The sequence below is a fragment of the Streptomyces sp. NPDC036813 genome (assembly GCF_055609245.1).
In genome coordinates, this window is sequence record NZ_JBVJPV010000005.1 from 392594 (window position 1) to 410763 (window position 18170).

Consider the following 18170-nt stretch of genomic DNA (forward strand, 5'->3'; position numbering starts at 1 on the left):
CTGCGCGTCGTCTTCGCGACGGGTCAGGCGAGTTCGATCCAGGTCGTCTTCAGGGTCGTGAACTTGTCGAGGCCGTGGAGGCTCCGGTCCGACCCGTGACCGGAGAGCTTCTGACCGCCGAAGGGCACCGAGGTGTCGCCCTCCTCGTAGCAGTTGACCCAGACCAGGCCGGCCTGGATCTCCCGCGACAGGCGGTGGGCCCGGGCAAGGTCGCCGGTCCAGATGGCGGACCCGAGTCCGTAGTCGGAGTTGTTGGCGATCGCGATCGCCTCGGCGTCGTCGCGGAACGTCGTGACCGACAGGACGGGGCCGAAGATCTCGTGCTGGGCCAGGCGGCTGTGCTGGTCCACGTTCACGAAGACCACCGGGTCCACGTACAGTCCGTCGGTCCTCTTCCGGTCCGATCCGAGGACGAGCCGGGCTCCCTCCGCGATCCCCTTGCGCACCTCGTCCAGCACGTCGTCGCGATGCTGCTCGTACGCCAGAGGCCCCATCGTGGTCTCCGGGTCCAGCGGATCGCCGATCCGGTGACGGCCGAGATGATCCACGACCTTGGCGACCAGCTCGTCGCGGATGTCCTCGTGCACGAGGAGCCTCGACCCCGCCGTGCACATCTGCCCGCTGTTGAAGGAGATCGCCCAGGCGGCCATCCGCGCGGCCTCGTCCAGGTCCGGTGCGTCGGGGAAGACGAGGTTGGGGGACTTACCTCCCAGTTCCAGCCAGACCGGCTTCGCGTTGGACTGTCCGGCGTAGGTCAGCAGTTGCTTGCCGACCTCCGTCGAGCCGGTGAAGGTCACCGTGGCGACGTCGTTGTGCAGCGCCAGGGCCGAGCCGACTGTCGCACCGCTGCCGGTGAGCACCTGGAGCACCCCGGCCGGCAGGCCTGCCTCGGCGGAGAGTTCCGCCGCGCGCAGGAGGGAGAGGGGCGTTTGCGTCGCGGGTTTGACGACGACGCTGTTTCCCGACACCAGAGCTGCGGGAATCTTGAACATCGACAGTGTCATCGGGAAGTTCCACGGCGTGATCACGCCCACGACCCCCAGTGGCTCCCGCGTCACCAGGGCGACGGAGTCGTTGCGGCCGCGCGGCGACTCGTCCATCAGTTTGTCCGCGACTTCGCCGTACCAGCGGATCGTGTTGATGGCGGTGCGCAGTTCGACGGACCAGGCCACCGTGACCGGCTTGCCCATCTCGAGCGCGACCAGCAGGGCCAGTTCGTCGCGGTGCTGGTCGAGCAGGTCCGCCCAGCGGATCAGCACGGCCCCGCGCTCACGTGGCTCCAGGCCCGCCCAGACCCGGGACGAGAACGCCTGCCTGGCACCTCGGACGGCCCGGTCCACGTCGTCGCGGTCCGCGCTGGGGACGTCCGCGAAGGGCAGTCCGTCGCGCGGGCTGACGAGGGTGGCCGTCCGACCGGTCCTCGATTCGGCCCATTCGCCGTTGATCCACATTCCGCGCGACAGACTCAGCCGGCTCTTGAGAGCGAGCCAGTCGTCCAGTGAACGCGCGGTGCCCGATCGGTCCGTGTTCACCACGTCGCGCCTCCTGTCACGGCGGATCCGAGAGCGTTCGCCGCGGATTGGTCGACAAGCCAGTCGAAGACGGGGTCGGGGGAGGCCATCCACTCGGGATGCCACTGCAGCCCCACCACCGGTCTGTCGGCCAGCCCGATGGCTTCGACGACTCCGTCGGCGGTCGTGCCCATGACGGTGAGTCCTCGGCCGAGGCGGTCGACCGCCTGGTGATGCCAGGAGTTGACGACGCGCCGGGGTCCGTACAGCGTGTGGGCGAGGCTTCCCGGCGTGAAGCTGACGGTGTGTGCGTCATCGCCGTCGTCCGGCGCGAAGTTCGGGGACACGTGGACGATCGGGCCCTCTTCTATGTGGTCGACGAGAGTGCCGCCGAGGACGACGTTGAGCAGCTGGTGACCGCGGCACACGCCCAGGAGCGGAATGTTCGCCTGGAGTGCCGCCACGATCAGGGCCGCCTCGTACTCGTCTCGTCCGAGGTCCGGCGCATCGAAGTCCCACCTCGGGTCGACCGTGGGGTCGACCCGAGCGCTGCCGCCCCATCGGGAAGGGTGAATGTCCTGACCGCCGGTGACGATGAGTCCGTCGAGGCGGTCGACGACGCCTTCCGCGTCGGCATGGAACGGCAGGTTGACCGGGATTCCGCCCGCAGCCGCCACGTTGTCGCCGAACGCACTGAAGTACGAGTCAGTGAACTGGAATTGGAAACGGCGGGACGTCCTGGCCACCATGCCCAGACTCAGCCGGCGGCCGGTGATTCCGATCAGCGGCTTCATGTTCACACCTCCCCGACCCGGGCGACGACGCGAATCTCCCGTCCGGACGCCAGGGCCTTGAATCCGTCGTTGATGGACGTCAGGTCGCACCGGGCGGTCACGAGGTCGTCGAGCTGGAGCAGGCCCATACGGTTGAAGTGCACGTACAGCGGGACGTCGACCTTGAAGTGGTTGGAGCCCATGAACGAGCCCTGGATGCGCTTCTCCTCCAGGAACAGCTCCGCCCCTCGGATGGGGATCGGCTGCGAGTGGGGGATCATGCCCATCACGGTGGCGGTACCGCCCGGCCGGAGCATGGCGAACGCCTGTCCGGCCGTGGTGGCCGAGCCGACCGCCTCGAACGCATGGTGCACGCCGGTGCCGGTGATCGCCCGCACCCCCGCGACCGGGTCTGTCTCCCTCGCGTTGACGACATGCGTCGCACCGAATCGGACGGCCCGCTCCAGCTTGCCCGGTACGACGTCGATCCCGATGATCTGCGCCGCGCCCGCCAGTTGTGCGGCCTGAAGGGCGGCGAAACCGACTCCGCCCAGTCCGACGACGGCGACGCTGTGCCCGGGTTGCACCGAGGCGCTGTGCAGGACCGCGCCCATGCCTGTCGTGACGGCGCAGCCGAGCACGCTCGCCGTCTCCGGACGGATGTCGTCCGGGATGGTGACGAGGCTGTTCTTGTGGACGAGGATCATCTCCGCGAAGGCGCCGATGCCGGCGGTCGGCCGCACCGGCCGGCCGTCGGGCTTGGTCAGCCGCGGACGGAATCGCTCCTGCTGCAGTCGTGCGCGGTGCAGGCACAGGGTCTGCCTGCCGGTCACGCAGTACTCGCAGGTGCCGCAGTACACGGACAGACAGGTCACGACCGTGTCCCCCGACGCGAACTCCGACACGCCCGGGCCGGCGGCCACCACCCGGCCGACCGCCTCATGGCCGAGGACGATCGGCGGCTGGGTCTCGAAGGTGCCGTCGATCTCGTGGAGGTCCGAGTGACACAGACCGGCGTACGCCACCTTCACCAGGACCTCGTCCGGTCCCGGGTCGTCGATCACGAGCTCCTCGAGTTCGAGGTGTCCCGGCGCCGTGTTCAGGACGGCGGCTGCTATCCGGGTGCTCATGCCAGCTCGAAGTATCGGCTGCGCTCCCACGGGGTGATCCCGCAGTCGGGTTCGCCCCCACCGGTGTGGAACGACAGCCACTCCGACAGGCGCGTGCCGATCCAGTAGCCGACGAACTCAACTCCGAGCGCCTCGGGCAGGATCTTGTCCGCCTCCAGTGCCGCGGTCGCCTGGCTGATGCTCGCCGGAATCGGTTCCCCGTCGGGGCGGAACCAGGCCATGCCGGTCAAGGCGGTGGGCGGCTCGAGTTCGTTGCGGATTCCGAAGAGGCCTGCGCCGAGTACGGCCGCGGTGACCAGGTACATGTTCGCGTCCGAACCGGGCACGCGGTACTCGATGCGGGACTGCTTCGGGTGGTCCACGACGGCGCGCACCGCCGTCGTCTTGTTGCCGACTCCCCAACTGATGGTCGTGGGCGGGCCCTCGGCGGGGATGAGCCGGCGATAGGAGGTGATGAAGGGAAGGGAGATCGACGTCGTACCCGCCATCGCCGGCATCACGCCGCCGATGAACCGGCTCATCACGTCGGACAGGCCGTCGGGGCTGTAGAAGGCGTTCCCGCCCGGCGTCGCCAGCGAGAGGTTCAGGTGCGACGCCTGGCCCCAGGCGTCCGACCACTTCGCCATGAACGTCACGGTCCGGCCGAGTTCGTGGCCCACCTCGCGCATCACCTGGCGACATCGGGCCCACCGGTCGGCGACCTCGACGGCACTGCCGATCGCGACATTGACTTCGATCTGACCTGCGGCGGCTTCATCGTTCCAGGCCTCCCAGTCGATGCCGATGGCCCGCAGCCGCTCCTCCACCCGCTCCAGGTACGCACGCCAGTCCGCGTCCTTGGCGAGCACGTAGGCACCTCCGCTGGTGCCGCCGAGCGGAGTGAGGTTCTCGTAGCCCTTGGCGCGGGCTTCGCGAACCGACTCCTCGAAAATGGTCGCTTCGATCTCGATGGCGGTGCTGACCGTGAAACCGAGCTGCTGGGCGTCGGCCTCGACGCGGCGCAGCAGGTTGCGCGGACAGACGGAGACCGGGGTGCCGTCCTGGGTCCAGAAGTCGCCGATGACGGCCGCCTTGCCCGGCTTCCACACGACCAGCGTGCTGAGGTCGGGGCGAAGGAAGATGTCCGCGAGTTCGCCGCGCCAGGAAGGGAAGGGGATACCGAGGATCGGGGTGCTGCTCAGGTCGTTGCCGAACACGACATCCGCGAAGGCGAATCCCTGCTCGACGCCGCCCAGGAACTTCGCCGGTGACAGGGTCTTTCCGATGAACGTGCCGTCGAGGTTGGTCGCCTGGATCTCGACGGACGTGATGCCGTGCTCATCCAGCCAACGGTCAAGCTCATCAATGGTCATCTCAGACACCGAATCTCACCTTCCAGTGCGCGCCACACATTGCCGACAGGTGCGCCACGCTGCCGACGACGGTGACGCCGGCCGCGAGAGCGAACAGAAAAGTCTCACCGCGGCCGCTGAACGCCGCCGCCAGCGCGTCCGCGGGGCCGTGCACCTCGTACGCCAGTGCGTCCTCGCCGAAGCGGATTTCCTGCTCCTCGGTCTGGCAGACCACGCGGAGCCCCTCGGGGAATCCGTACGAGCCTTGGTTCGCCGCCCAGAAGGACGCTGCGGCATCACGCCAGGCGGGCATCGGCGGGTTCAGCAGTGTCTCGACCGCCGAGGCGAGCGCATCGGGCGTCGCGGCGAGCGCGTAATCGGAATAGGGCACGAGGGGGATCGCCTCGACGCCCTCGTCCACGCCGTGGTGGATGTCCACGCCGCCCTCGGCGAAGAGCAGGGTCGCGGTCTGGGCGTCCAGCCCCGAGCGCAGCGCCACGGTGCCGGTCAGCCCCGTCAGGAGGTCACGCAGCTCGGGAACCTCCGCGCTCTCGCGCAAGGCCCTCGCCAGCGAGAGCACGAGCGGAGTCGGATCCGGCTCGACCTCGATTCTCACAGCGCCACTCATGGGCACTCACCTCAATCATTGGTGGCCGAACACGGGGTGCCGGCGCCCTACATATAATCTCGATCAAATGACTTGTTCATTTGACTGAGTCGTTTGACTCGAACCTAATCCCGGTGACGGCTGGGTGTCAATCACATGGCGGCAAAAGAAATCGCCCCTTGCCGGGCGCTATGCGAAGCGCAGGACACCGTCCTCGAGGGGTGCGCTCAGGAGGTCCCTCATCCGCTCGTGGACCTGGGGATTGATCCACGGCTCACGGTCGCCCTGGGCCGGCATGTCGTCCATGTGGCGCACGAGGTAGCCCGAGGAGACGTCCTTGATCCAGGGCTCCCTCGGCATGCCCTGGTCCTCGTCACGCAGCACAGGGGTCACGACCGCCGCGCCCAGCTCATCCATCCTGGTGAGCAGCGAACTCCAGAACCGGTTGACCAGTTCGAGGCGCAGAGTCCAGGAGGAGTTGAGATAGCCGAAGGCCATGAGGAGGTTCGGAACCCCGCTGAACGCGACCCCCTTGTAGGTGAAGGTCCGCGAGAAGTCGATCGGCTCACCGCCCATGCTGAACCGGACCTTCCCGAGCGTGACGAGTTCCAGGCCGGTCGCGGTCACGATCACGTCGGCCGGAACCTCCTCGCCGGAGGTCAGCCGCAGACCCCCCTCCGTGAAGGTCTCGATGTGGCCCGTCACCACGTCGGCCTTGCCCTGCCGGATGGCGTGGAAGAGGTCCCCGTTGGGCACCAGGCACAGGCGCTGGTCCCAGGGCTCGTAGGCCGGGGTGAAGTGCCTCTCCCGGCAGTCGCGGCCGACGATCTTCTCGATCTCGTCGAAGAGGGGCTTCTTGAAGGCCTGGGGATCGGTGCGGGCGAAGTGGTACCTCGCCTGCTGGTCGCGGACGTTGCGCAGCCGGATCCGCCTGAACGCCTCCTGCTCCCCCACCTCGGCGCGCAGCCGGTTGGCCTCCTCGTCGACATCGGAGTCGATGGCCACATAGGTGGGCGACCGCTGCACCATCGTGACCTTCGACGCGGTCTCGGCGAGGGCCGGGACCAGGGTGATCGCGGTGGCACCGGATCCGATGACGACGACCCGCTTCCCGGTGCAGTCGAGGTCGGCCGGCCACTGCTGGGGGTGGACGATCGATCCGCGGAATGCCGTCCGGCCGGGGAACTGCGGCTTGTGGCCGCTGTCGTGGTCGTAGTAGCCCGCGGCCATGTAGAGGTAGGAGCAGGCGACGCGTTCGCGACCGGCGGGGCCCGCGACGTCCAGGATCCAGCAGCGGTCGTCCTGCGACCAGTCGGCAGCGACGACCCGGCGCCCGAGGCGGATGTGCTCCCCGAGCCCGTGCTCGTCGACGGTCTCCTTCAGGTAGTCGAGGATGGCCTCACCCGAGGCGATCGACTTCTCGGCGGTCCACGGCTTGAAGCCGTACCCCAGCGTGAACATGTCACTGTCGGACCGGATGCCGGGGTACCGGAACAGGTCCCACGTGCCCCCGACGTCGCCGCGCGCCTCGAGCATGAGGAACGACCGCCCCGGGTGCGTTGCCCTCAGTTCGACCGCCGCCGCGATGCCTGAGAGGCCGGCGCCGACGATCACCACGTCGACACGCTCAATGGTCTGATCCATAAAGGTCACTTCCCGCCTTGTTCGCACGATGCGTTCGACACGTCGGACCGGCCCGGCACCACGTGCTCGGGGTTCCCGGTCGCCCCGCGACAGGGCATTGCGACGGCCTCGCGGAGTTGAGTACAGTCATCTGACTAGATCGGACGTCTAGATCAATCGTCCCACTCGATGGTAGCCAGGCCCTCCGGCCCGGCGTCAACCCCCGGCGACGTCGATCGCGTCCTTTGCGGCCAGGCACTGCCACTGCCGCGCACCCGCACGCCGACACGGCGACCGCCCGACCCAAGGAGCCATGAATTGCTGAGCACGATGCAGGACGGGCCACTGTCGCTCGCCAATCTGCTGCGCTACGCGACCTCCGTGCACGCCGACGCCACCGTCACCACCTGGACGGGCCGGGAGGGGCGCCGGCGCACGTTCGGTGAACTGGGCACGCGGGCCGCCCGGCTGGCGAACGCCCTGCGCGACCTGGGCGTCGGGCCGTCCGATCGCGTGGCGACGTTCATGTGGAACAACACCGAGCACATGGAGGTCTACGCCACGGTGCCCGCCATGGGCGCGGTTCTCCACGCCCTGAACATCCGCCTCTTCCCCGACCAGCTCGTGTTCACGGCCAACCACGCCGAGGACCGCGTGGTGTTCGTGGACGGGTCGCTCGCCCCCGCTTTCGAAGAGGTCCTCCCCCGCCTTCACACCGTGCGTCATGTGGTCGTCGTGAACGGCGACGCGGCCGGATTCCGTGCGCCCCGGGGGGTCGAAGTCCTCGACTACGAGCGCCTCCTGGAGGCGCAACCCGCCGTGTACGACTTCCCCGTGCTGGACGAGCGCTCGGCCGCGGCGATGTGCTACACCTCGGGCACCACGGGCGATCCCAAGGGCGTGGTGTACTCCCACCGTTCGCTCTTCCTGCACGCGATGCACGTGACCACTCCGGCCGCGATGGGGCTGGCGACGAGCGACACGTGTCTGGCGATCGTGCCGATGTTCCACGTCAACGCCTGGAGTCTGCCGTTCGCGTCCATGCTCTCCGGCGCGTCACTCCTCATGCCCGACCGCTTCCTGCAGCCCGAGCCGCTGCTGGCCATGATGGAAGCGGAGCGACCGACGTCCGCCGCTGCCGTACCGACCATCTGGACGGGACTCGCCGCGAGGCTCGCGACCCACCCCCAGGACATCAGCCACCTTCGCGAAGTCGTCGTGGGAGGCTCGGCCATGCCGCCCACGCTGATGAAGACCTTCGAGGAGCAGCACGGGGTCCGGGTCGTCCACGGTTGGGGGATGACCGAGACCTCCTCCGTGGGTACAGTGGCCCACCCGCCGGCCCGGGCGGCCGGTGAGGACCGGTGGCGCTACAGGATGAGCCAAGGACGGTTCGCGCCACTGGTCGAGTTCAGGCTCAAGGGCGACGACGGTATCCCCGTGCCTCACGACGGCGAGTCACTCGGCGAGTTGGAGGTGAGAGGGCCCTGGATCACGGGCTCCTACTACAGCCCGGACGACGAGCCGGTCGAAGCCGGCGCCTTCGACGACGGTTGGCTGCGGACCGGCGACGTCGGCCGGATCAGCGCCGACGGATTCCTCACTCTCGTCGACCGGGCGAAGGACGTCATCAAGTCCGGGGGCGAGTGGATCTCCTCCATCGACATGGAGAACGACATCATGGCGCACCCCGCCGTCGCCGAGGCGGCCGTCTTCGGCGTCCCCGACGAGCGCTGGGACGAACGGCCCTGCGTGGCCGTCGTCCTGAGGAACGGCGCGGGTGAACCGGCCGACGCCGTGGCACTGAGGGAACACCTGGCCGAGAGCTGGGCCAAGTGGCAGCTCCCGGAACGCTGGGCCTTCGTCGCCGAGATCCCCAAGACCAGTGTGGGCAAGTTCGACAAGAAGGTCCTGCGTCGCGAGTACGCCGACCGCCGACTCGCCTTCATCCGCCTGGATTAGGGGCCGGCCGCGCCGGTGGGCCGTCGAAAACGACGGGCCGCCGGCGCTTCGCGGAGTGGAGAAGAGCCCAGCTCGCGCAGCTTCCACCTGCGCCGATGGTCACGCGCTCGCGGAACCGCCCACCACGTCGGCCTCTCGCGCCCTTTCGGTCAGGAATGCCTTCAGCATCGCGCAGGCGGTCGCCGTGTCGCGCAGCGTGCGCTCCGTGTCGCCGTTCGTGAGCATCTGCAGCGAGAGCCCGTCGACCAGAGATATCGCGACCCGCAGGACCGAGTGAAGCTCCTCGTCCGGGATCGGTACGTCGACCTGGCGCAGGACGGCCTCCGACGACTTGAGGAAGGCGTCGTAGAAGCTGACGGAAAGCTCGGGGTCGTAGCGCTCGGCCCACAGAGTGACCTCGATCATGGCCCGCATCCGTACGGGGTTCTGCACACTCCACTGCATGGCGCGCGTCAGGCACTGCTCGACGACGAGTCCCAGACTCATGTCCTCGTGCTCCGGCAGATCGACGTCGACGGGCAACTCGTCGGAGAGCTGCGCGAAGACGGCGAGGAGGAGGTTCTCCTTGTTCTGGAAGCAGTAATGGAGGGAGGCCAGAGGCGCCTTCGCCTCATCGGCGATCTTCCTGGTCGTCGCTCCGTCGGCGCCCTCCCGAGCGATCACCCGCACAGCCGCCTCGATCAACTGCTCCCGGCGCGCCTCCGCCGACACGTACGCCATCCCGCACTCCCCGAAGAACTGACTCAGTCATTTGAACCACTTCAACGTATCATGGTCCAGACATCTCTTCAGGGCGAAGAGAACGGCCGGCGCCGCACGCCCCCCGGCCGTCTCATGGCGATGGAGGGCCCGACACGAGTGTCGGGCCCTCGGTGAGTCGGTCAGGCTGGGGCAACGCTCCTGCCGTCCGAGGCCGGCTCCGCGCCCGTCGCCACGTTGTGGTCGTGCAGAGCCCGGTACGAGAGGAAGTACACGAAGAGCTGAGTCCCCCAGGTGGTGAGAGCCAAGATGTAGAAGATGGTGCCGTACTCGTCGTCGCCGGGAATCGGGAAGAAGTCGTACGTGACTGCGATCGCGGTGGCCGCAGCGGTGGTGAGCGCGGCACCGATGGCCAGACCCCTGGCACGGATCTTCCAGAGCCGCCACGAGAGATAGGCGAGGAACAGGGTCGTGAGCCCGTTGACGACGACGTAGAACGTCGCCGGGACGACGTGAAGCCCATTGCCGTGGAACTGCCGGAGATACAACCCGGCTACGACGCCCAGCCCAAACACCCCGATGTCGACCGCCAACGTGGGCTTGTACCGGTGCGTCACTCGCATCAGGCCCATGACGACGATCAGGGTGGCGCCCACCGATCGCGAGAAGGCATCGAAGAAGTACGTGATGGAGTACAGGGGACTGCCCTGGTCGCCGCCGAGGATGGACCAGACGAGGAAGTTCGAGCCGGACGTGGCGACGATGAACCACTCCAGGCCGAGCAGGTGGTTTCCGTACCGCCGGATGAGTTTCCATCCGTAGAAGAAGCCGGCGAAGATCATCCAGCTGTCGGCCAGCAGAAGCAGCAGTTCTTTCATGACTTGGGGTTCCTTTGGTCGGGCCTGTCCGAGCGAGGAGGCTGGTTCAGGACGCGGCGGCTTCGGCCCGCCGGCCGGACCGGGCACGCGAGGTCAGCACAGTCACCACGATGAGCAGGGCGAGAACGCCCGAGATCCCATAGCCGATGCCGTAAAGGCCCTTTGCGGCGACCGCGAGTCCGGTTCCGGGCACCGGGACCACGGAGGCACTCAGGTCGCCGCTGACCAGCGCCGTGCCGAGGGCGAAACCCACGGCCATGAAAGTCCCGGCGGCACCGGCGGCCATGCCGGCCTTCTCCTCGGGCACCGCCATCTGCACCAGGGTGAAGCTTGCGGTGTAGCCGATCCTGCATCCGAGACCCATCACGGCGGCGCCCACGAGGTAGTGCCACGGCCGGTCGTGCGCCACGGCGAGCCAGGCAAGTCCCACCGCGCTGATGAGTGCTCCGAGGACGAAGACGGGCACACCGCGCCCGTTGAACAAGGCGCGGTCGAGCACCGAACCGCGGAGCAGGAACGCGGCCGCGAAGGGCGCCATGAGCCACGCGGTGTCCAGCGCGCTGAGCCCGAGGCCGTAGGCGTCCGCCGGCCGGAGAGCCCCGGGAGCGATCTGGGCGTAGGTGCTGAGCAGGAGCAGGAAGGCCGAGTTCACCGCCGCGAACAACGCGATGCACAGACACGAAGCGGTGACCAGGGGCGCCTTCATCAGCGCCACGTCGAACACCGCCGAGGACGACCTGCGCTCCACGCGCACCCAGGCGATGCCCCCGATGACGCCGGCCGTCAGCGGAATGAGCGCTGCGCTCCCCCACACGAGCCCCTGGGTCAGGGTCAGCAGGATGGCTGCCACCCAAGCGATCATCCACACCGTGCCGAGGACGCCGATGCGGCGCGCGCGCTCGGCGGGCGGGGCGTGCGGGATCGCGGCGTAGGACGCAACGGTCGTGACCGCGCAGGCGGCGGTGAGGATGACGAAGAAGCTTCGCAGGGACAGGTGCTCGACGATGAAGCCGCCGCCGAGCATGCCGACGACGATGCCCGCACCGGTGGCGATGACCAGAACCGCGACGCCCACCGATATGCCGCTCTCGCCGAGATTGCGGCGCAGGAAACCGAGCGGGAGCAGCTGTGCCGCGCCACCGAAGCCCATCAGAGTACAGCCGGCCAGAAGGGTCGGATACGAGTCACCGATGGCCGGAATGAGCGCGCCGACCGTGAGGAAGGCGGAGGCCGCCACGGAGGCGTTCCGGTCGCCGTACACATCGGCGAGACGCGGCAACAGGATGAAACCAGCTCCGCCGCCCAGGGTCAGCACCGAGTAGACCCACGTCGTGTCGGCCACTGTGGCGAGGTGGTACTGCGCCTCGATGATCGGCAGAAGGGGCGGCAGAACGAAGACGACTGCGTTGGTCAGGACGACCAGCAGCGCGGCTACGCCGATGAGCACCCCCTTGTTCGGCGGTCGAGAAGCCACCTCGCGGGCGTGTGCGTCAGGCTGATGGATTTCTGTCATGGATTTCTCCGGTTCCTGATCAGATGGGGCCCGGGAGCCCGGCACCGATGGGGATGGTGAGGGCGAAGGAGCCTTCACGGCCGAGCAGGTCATGGGCGGGAGGGGGTTCCCCGGGGCACAGGAAAGCGAGGTCGTCGCCCGTCGAGAGCCCTCGGTGATCACGCCACGGTCTCTCGTGATCACCTCGATCGCGGCGCCCGCGGGGGCGTCGGCAGGGAGGCAGGGCAAGCTTGTTCTTGCCATGACAGGGCCGCCCCACCCGCAGGGGCGGTGCGCGGGAGCGGCGCCGCCCCGTACGCTAAGACCAAGTTAGTCATCCGTTCAAGACGTATGACTAAGAAAATGCCTGGCTCAGTCAGGCGGTGCGGGGAGCTTCGACAGACAGGGGCCGGGGCCGGACGAGCGCTCCGCTCCGCAGGCAGAGGTCAGATCTTCACCGGATCGAAGATGTCGACCAGCCGGTCACAGCCCGAACGCCAGGGGTGTGAGCTCAACGGGATCCAACGCCAGTTCGGTCCAGATCGTCTTGCCGGTCGGCGTGTAGCGGGTTCCCCAGCGTTGCGTCATCTGCGCGACGAGGAAGAGGCCGCGGCCCCCCTCGTCCTCCGTCGCGGCTCGCCGCAGGTGCGGGGAGGTGTGCCCCCCGTCGGAGACTTCGACGATGAGTCCCCGTTCCCGGATCAGTCTCAGGCCGATCGGGGCGCGGCCGTAGCGGATCGCGTTGGTGACCAGTTCGCTGACGACGAGTTCCACCGTGAAGGAGACGGCCTCGCCGACTTCCCACCGTTCGAGCCGTTCCGAGACCAACGACCGCGCGCGGGCCACCTCGCCAGGGTCGGCGGGTATGTCCCAGGTGGACACCTGATCCTCCGCGAGGGCGTGCATCCGGACCAGGAGCAGGGCGGCGTCGTCGTCCGGCGGCCGCGGCAGCAGCGCGGCGGTGACACTGTCGCAGAGGTGTTCCAACGGGTCGTGGTCAGGACGGGAAACCGCCTCGCACAGGGCACGAATGCCCACGTCGATGTCCCGGTCCCGGCTCTCCACCAGCCCGTCGGTGTACAGGGCGAGCACCGCGCCTTCCGGAACCTCGATCTCGACACTCTCGAAGGGAAGGCCCCCCAAGCCCAGCGGAGGCCCGGCGGGAAGGTCGGGGGGTTCGGCCCGTCCACAGGGGGCGACCAGAACAGGAGGGGGGTGACCCGCTCGCGCCATGACGCAGCGCCGCGAGACCGGGTCGTAGATCGCGTACAGGCAGGTGACGCCGAACGCCTGGTCCTCCGCCTCGGCCGCGGTCCGGATGGCACCGGACTGGACCACCAGGTCGTCCAAGCGAGCGAGAAGTTCCTCCGGCGCGAGATCAAGGGCGGCAAGAGCGGCCACGGTGGTACGCAGGCGCCCCATCGTGGCAGCCGCGTGCATTCCGCGCCCCGCCACGTCCCCGACCACGCACCCGACACGTGCCCCGGACAGCGGGATGACGTCGTACCAGTCCCCACCGACACCCACCGGCCCGGCTGCCGGCAGGTAGCGGTGGGCTAGCTCCACCCCGGCCGGCCGGGGCAGCGCGCGCGGCAGTAGGTCTTGCTGCAACATCAGCGCGGTCGCGCGCTCCCGGGCGTAGCGACGGGCGTTGTCCACACACACCGCGGTGCGGGACGCCAGTTCCTCGGCCAGCGCGACTTCCTCGGCATCGAAGGGGTCGCGCGGCGCGGATCGCACGAAGGCCACCACCCCCATCGCCACGTTCCGGGACTCCAACGGCACCACCAGAGCGCCGGACGCCGGGGCGGAGACGGGCGCGGAGTCCGCAAGACACCTCGGACCTGCCGCGTCCAGGGCCGCAGCCGCGATGTCACCGACCGCCGCGGCACGAGCGTCACGCGCCACCTCGCACAGCTCGGAACCGGCCTTGCCGCCGTTCACCGGCACCGGCGGTTCCTGCCCGCTCAGCACCGACGCGAACAGGTCGACCACGACCGCGTCCGCGAACTCCGGAACCACCAGATCACCCAGCTCACCCGCCGTGCGCCGCATGTCCAAAGTCGCACCGATCCTGCTCCCCGCCCTGCTCAGCAAGGCCAGGCGCTGCTGGGCCACGTAACGCTCGCTGATGTCCACACCGGTCTCGCAGACCCCGACCGGCACCCCTTCCGCGTCGTTGAGCACGAAGTACGAGGCGGTCCAGACGTGCTCACGCAGAGGCTCGAGTGGAGTGACGCTCCGGTAGCGCATGTCGATCACTGGTTCGCCGGTCCGCGCGACGCCTCGGATGATGTCCTCGACGTCCTGCACCTCACGGCCATCTCCGTCGTACAGGAGCGTCCCCTCCGGGAGGAGGCTCGTCTGGAACTTCCCGGCGCATTCCTCCACGGAGACACCGAACTGAGCCTCGACCGCATGGTTGAACCAGCGGATCCGGCCGTCCGTCTCATAGATGGTCAGCAGGACGGGCGACTGGTGGTAGAGGCCGGACAGCACGGCCCGATCGACGGCCTGCTCGCCCAGTTGTCTCGCGGGCATCGCCTGGACGAGCCAGGCACCGGATGTACCGTCGGGCAGGCGCCGGCAGTTCACGGCCACGTCGACGCGATGCCCGTCACGGTGACGTACCGGTCGGATGTCCGGCGTCCGCCCACGACGCCCCCTGTCGGCGAACACACTGGTGCCGGTGTCCGCGTCAGCCAGGATCGCGTCGGCGGGACGACCCATCACCTCGTGCGGGCGATACCCGAACAACGTCTCGGCCTCTTGGCTCCACCCCACGAGCCGCAGCTCGTCGTCCAGCACCATGATCGCGACATCGGCGGCAGACGCACCCCCGAAAGGACCACCTCGCGAGGATCCCGCGTCCTTGGGGCTGCTGGGCTCAGTCATGGGCGTTCCGAGTGTCCCGTAGTACGGAGCAGGCGCGTCCAATCTATCGCCGGATCCCACACCTGGCTCATTCCCCATGTTGGTCGTATGATCTAGTCGATTGACTCTGTCCAATCGGCTGGATCTTGTCAAGATCACTGAGTGCGGAGCACCCCTGTGGCCAATCCCCCCATCCCTCCCGTCGAGCAACCCACACCGACTCCCGGCCCGGACGGCAGCCCGACCGCGACCGCGGTGGAACCTGTGCCCACGTGGCGCGGACTCCTGGATCCCGAGTCCCGCCTCGCCGCCGACTTTCTGGCGGAGGTGCTCCCGCAGCCTCTGCACACCCTCGGCCTGGAGGGAGTGCGGCGGTTCGCGGCCCCGCAACCTCCGCCCCGGCGGACCCGAGTCGCGTCCGTAGGGGAAGAGAACGCGACCTGGACCGATCCGTTCGGGATGGTCCGCTCCGTGCCGGTTCGGATCTATCGTCCGCACGTGCCGCGCACGGATATGGCCGGCCTGCCGAGCCTGCTTTATCTCCACGGCGGGGGCTTCACGGTCGGCAGCCTGGACGGCGTCGACGAAGTGTGCCGCCTCTTCAGCCAACACGCCGAGTGCGTCGTGGTCTCGGTCGACTACCGGCTGGCACCCGAGCATCCGTTCCCCGCCGCCATCAACGACACCAGGACGGCCCATGCCTGGCTCGTCGAGAACGCGGGCCGCCTTTCGATCGACAGCCGCCGCATCGCGGTCGGCGGAGACTCGGCCGGTGGAGGTCTGGCGGCGTCGCTCTGCCTCGACCTGCGCGGCCGCGGGCTGCCCCAGCCCGCGCTCCAGATCCTCGTCTACCCAGCCGTGGACGACTCCTTCGCACGCCCGTCCTGGACGGAGTTCGCGGACGCCCCCCTGATGGGAACCGCCGACGCGCAATGGTTCTGGCGTCAGTACGTGGGCGACGCCGGCGTCGCTCTCACCCCACTCGCGGTGCCCTTCAAGGCCGCGACTCTCGCCGGCCTCGCCCCCGCCCACATCATCACCGCGGAAGTGGACTGCTTGCGCGACGACGCCGAGGCGTATGCGCGACGGCTCGAGGCAGAGGGCGTCCCGGTGCGGCACCGCCGGTATCGAGGCGTGTACCACGGGTTCTTCACCGAGATCGACGCCTTCACGAAGGCCACCGAAGCCGTCGCGGATGCGTGTACCAGCCTGCGCAGCGTCTTCACCGACGGAGTTCTCCCGGCGTGACCCGGCCATCCGGCCCACGCCCGTCCGACTGGCGGACGTCCCCCGGACTCCTGAACCCCCTTCAAGGACCGTCCGCCCTGGCCCCGTTGCCATAGGTGTCCCGCAAGATCGCCTTCAGGCAGACGGGGGATGACGTGCCCGTTGATGAAGTCGACGTGCCAGCCCGTGGGTTACTCCGTCATCCTCCGCTGCCGCGGCCACCCCTGCTTCGCGTATTGCGCGACCGTCTGTTGACCGAGTTCCCGGCAGGCCTCGGCAACGGACGGCGCGGTCTTCTTTTCTCCGCTTGGTTCTGCATAAGGCGCTCGATCGCATCGTCCTGTGTGTCGTGCGGGCCGCTTAGCGTTGCTTAGCAAGAGCATCCAGGAGGCGAATTGTGTATGGGGGCGAGCAACGAGTCGGCCGGGAAAAACTGCACCCTCGAAGAACGACCCCACCCCACGAGCGAGCTGTCGCGCCACGTATCAAGTCTTCCGAGCAGGACGTCGGGCGGGGCCAGCCGACACCTGCCGCGGGGCAGGTCAGCAAGCCGGACACCGTCCAGCCTGATGCTGACCGTTTGCTGACCTGGAGGCGGCGATCAGTAACTCTGACCTGCGGAAACACCCAAACGCTAGATCTTGGACTTGAACATGGTGCGCAGCATGTGAACTCCCAAAAGACGGCTCCCTGCCGCTTTGTGCAGGTCAAGGGCGGTCTTCACTCTAGGACGATCCGGATCGCGACAGTGGAGCACCCCCGATCGACCGACAAGGACAATGAGATGCCGGAGTCGACGACCGCTCGGCGACGAGCGCGCGGAGCTGCCGCCGTAGGTGTATTGCAGTCGCCACAGTCATGATCCGACGCAGCGCCCGGAGGCGCGACGAGTCGTTTGGTCGTCACGCGCCACTCCCCAGCGCGGATGAGAACGCACGCGTAGCCACGACGACGGCTGCGCCGCACGTCGAGCAGCACATGAAGAGCCGGTGGTCGGTCTTTCTCGCCTACGGGCTCCTGGCGGCCGCGACCCAGGCGCTCTTCGTCAACACGCACCCGTCACACAGGACGCCGAGCGGCACTTCGGTGTTTCCATCGGCGCGATCGGCTTGCTGTCCCAGGTCTTCCCGCTGATCTACGTCCTCCTTGCCATCCCTGCCGGCATCGCGCTCGACCGGTTTCTTCGTCCAGCCCTCGTGGTCGGCGCGGTACTCACTGCGTCAGGGGCGTTCCTGAGACTGGTTACCGACGACTTCACCTGGGCCTTCATCGGGCAGGTCGTCGCCGCAGTGGGACAACCCTTCATCCTGAACGCCATACCGGGTCTTGCCGTGGGCTATCTCGCCGAAAAGCACCGCGCCACTGGCATCGCCGCCGCATCCTCCGCCACGTTCGCCGGCATGGTCCTGGGCTACCTGCTCGGCGCGTTTCTGCCCGGCGAGAGCCACATCCATACCCTCACCCTCATCACCGCCCTGTTCGCCATGGACGCCGGGCTGTGTCTCGTCGGGGTACTTCGCTTTCCCCCGCATACGAGCCCCGAGTCCGCATCCGTGACCAGCGGACTCCGGTCCTTTCGCGCGGCATTCGGCAATCGCCGCGTACGCCGTTTGTGCGCGGTCGTCGCCATCCCGATGGGCGCGTTCATCGCACTCGCGACGTTCGTGCAACCGCTGTTGGCGCCCGCGGGAGTTTCGGAATCCACCGCCGGCCTCATCCTCGCCCTGACCATGATCGCCGGTGTGATCGGCTGCGCAGCGCTGCCCATCTGGGCAGATCGGCACGGGCGCGAGGTCCAGGTCATGGGCGTCGCGATCGCCCTCACCGCCGGGGCCTGCCTCCATCTCGCCCTGGTCCCGAGCACGCCCATGGCCTTCCTCACGCTCCTCGGCAAAGGCTTCGTGCTGCTCCCGGCTCTTCCCACCGTGCTCTTCCTCAGCGAGCGGCACGCACCTGAAGCCGAAAACACTGCGGCCGGACTCATCAATCTCTGAGAGCCGGCCTGATCAGGTCACGTGCCCTGGCCGGCGCCATACGCAGGTTGGACGGACAGGCCCGACAGC

General features: G+C 68.3%; 13 protein-coding genes. 3 read left to right on the forward strand and 10 right to left on the reverse strand.

The annotated features are described in order from the left end of the window. Window positions 1–23: 23 nt before the first annotated feature. The 6 genes from ACZ67Q_RS14295 to ACZ67Q_RS14320 form a co-directional block, all read right to left on the reverse strand. Window positions 24–1451, reverse strand: a complete 1428-nt coding sequence (locus ACZ67Q_RS14295; RefSeq protein ID WP_471181101.1) for an aldehyde dehydrogenase family protein — start codon at window positions 1449–1451, stop codon at window positions 24–26. A gap of 77 nt (window positions 1452–1528) precedes the next feature. Next, window positions 1529–2305 carry a gamma-glutamyl-gamma-aminobutyrate hydrolase family protein gene (locus ACZ67Q_RS14300; RefSeq protein WP_471181002.1) on the reverse strand — a complete coding sequence of 259 codons (777 nt, stop codon included), beginning with the start codon at window positions 2303–2305 and terminating at the stop codon, window positions 1529–1531. Window positions 2306–2307: 2 nt separating this feature from the next. Next, complete coding sequence (locus ACZ67Q_RS14305; protein ID WP_471181005.1) at window positions 2308–3414, reverse strand: zinc-binding dehydrogenase; 1107 nt, start codon at window positions 3412–3414, stop codon at window positions 2308–2310. After that, entirely contained in the window at window positions 3411–4766 is a 1356-nt protein-coding gene (locus ACZ67Q_RS14310) for a glutamine synthetase family protein (protein WP_471181006.1), read from the reverse strand. The genes ACZ67Q_RS14305 and ACZ67Q_RS14310 overlap by 4 nt, the downstream gene beginning before the upstream one ends. A 1-nt stretch (window position 4767) precedes the next feature. Further along, complete coding sequence (locus tag ACZ67Q_RS14315) at window positions 4768–5373, reverse strand: hypothetical protein (protein ID WP_471181008.1); 606 nt, start codon at window positions 5371–5373, stop codon at window positions 4768–4770. 168 nt (window positions 5374–5541) lie between these two features. Next, the gene (locus ACZ67Q_RS14320) at window positions 5542–6996 is read right to left on the reverse strand and encodes a flavin-containing monooxygenase (protein WP_471181009.1); all 1455 of its coding nucleotides are present in this window, start codon (window positions 6994–6996) and stop codon (window positions 5542–5544) included. Between the two features lie 297 nt (window positions 6997–7293). Here ACZ67Q_RS14320 and ACZ67Q_RS14325 point away from each other — a divergent pair, with 297 nt between their 5' ends. Then, window positions 7294–8937: a long-chain fatty acid--CoA ligase gene (locus tag ACZ67Q_RS14325; RefSeq protein ID WP_471181011.1), complete on the forward strand. Its 1644-nt coding sequence runs from the start codon at window positions 7294–7296 to the stop codon at window positions 8935–8937. A gap of 99 nt (window positions 8938–9036) precedes the next feature. On the opposite strand, the gene ACZ67Q_RS14330 is transcribed toward ACZ67Q_RS14325, so the two are convergent. From ACZ67Q_RS14330 to ACZ67Q_RS14345, 4 genes are all read right to left on the reverse strand, one after another. Continuing rightward, the gene (locus tag ACZ67Q_RS14330) at window positions 9037–9657 is read right to left on the reverse strand and encodes a TetR/AcrR family transcriptional regulator (protein WP_471181013.1); all 621 of its coding nucleotides are present in this window, start codon (window positions 9655–9657) and stop codon (window positions 9037–9039) included. Window positions 9658–9818: 161 nt separating this feature from the next. Beyond that, the gene (locus ACZ67Q_RS14335) at window positions 9819–10514 is read right to left on the reverse strand and encodes a transporter (protein WP_471181015.1); all 696 of its coding nucleotides are present in this window, start codon (window positions 10512–10514) and stop codon (window positions 9819–9821) included. A 46-nt stretch (window positions 10515–10560) separates the two neighbouring features. Then, complete coding sequence (locus tag ACZ67Q_RS14340; RefSeq protein ID WP_471181018.1) at window positions 10561–12027, reverse strand: MFS transporter; 1467 nt, start codon at window positions 12025–12027, stop codon at window positions 10561–10563. A gap of 462 nt (window positions 12028–12489) precedes the next feature. Further along, entirely contained in the window at window positions 12490–14979 is a 2490-nt protein-coding gene (locus ACZ67Q_RS14345; protein WP_471181020.1) for a SpoIIE family protein phosphatase, read from the reverse strand. A gap of 372 nt (window positions 14980–15351) precedes the next feature. On the opposite strand from ACZ67Q_RS14345, the gene ACZ67Q_RS14350 reads away from it, so the two are divergent. Both ACZ67Q_RS14350 and ACZ67Q_RS14355 read left to right on the forward strand, forming a co-directional pair. Beyond that, window positions 15352–16128 carry an alpha/beta hydrolase gene (locus ACZ67Q_RS14350; RefSeq protein ID WP_471181023.1) on the forward strand — a complete coding sequence of 259 codons (777 nt, stop codon included), beginning with the start codon at window positions 15352–15354 and terminating at the stop codon, window positions 16126–16128. A gap of 968 nt (window positions 16129–17096) precedes the next feature. After that, complete coding sequence (locus ACZ67Q_RS14355) at window positions 17097–18101, forward strand: MFS transporter (protein WP_471181024.1); 1005 nt, start codon at window positions 17097–17099, stop codon at window positions 18099–18101. Window positions 18102–18170 lie beyond the last annotated feature (69 nt).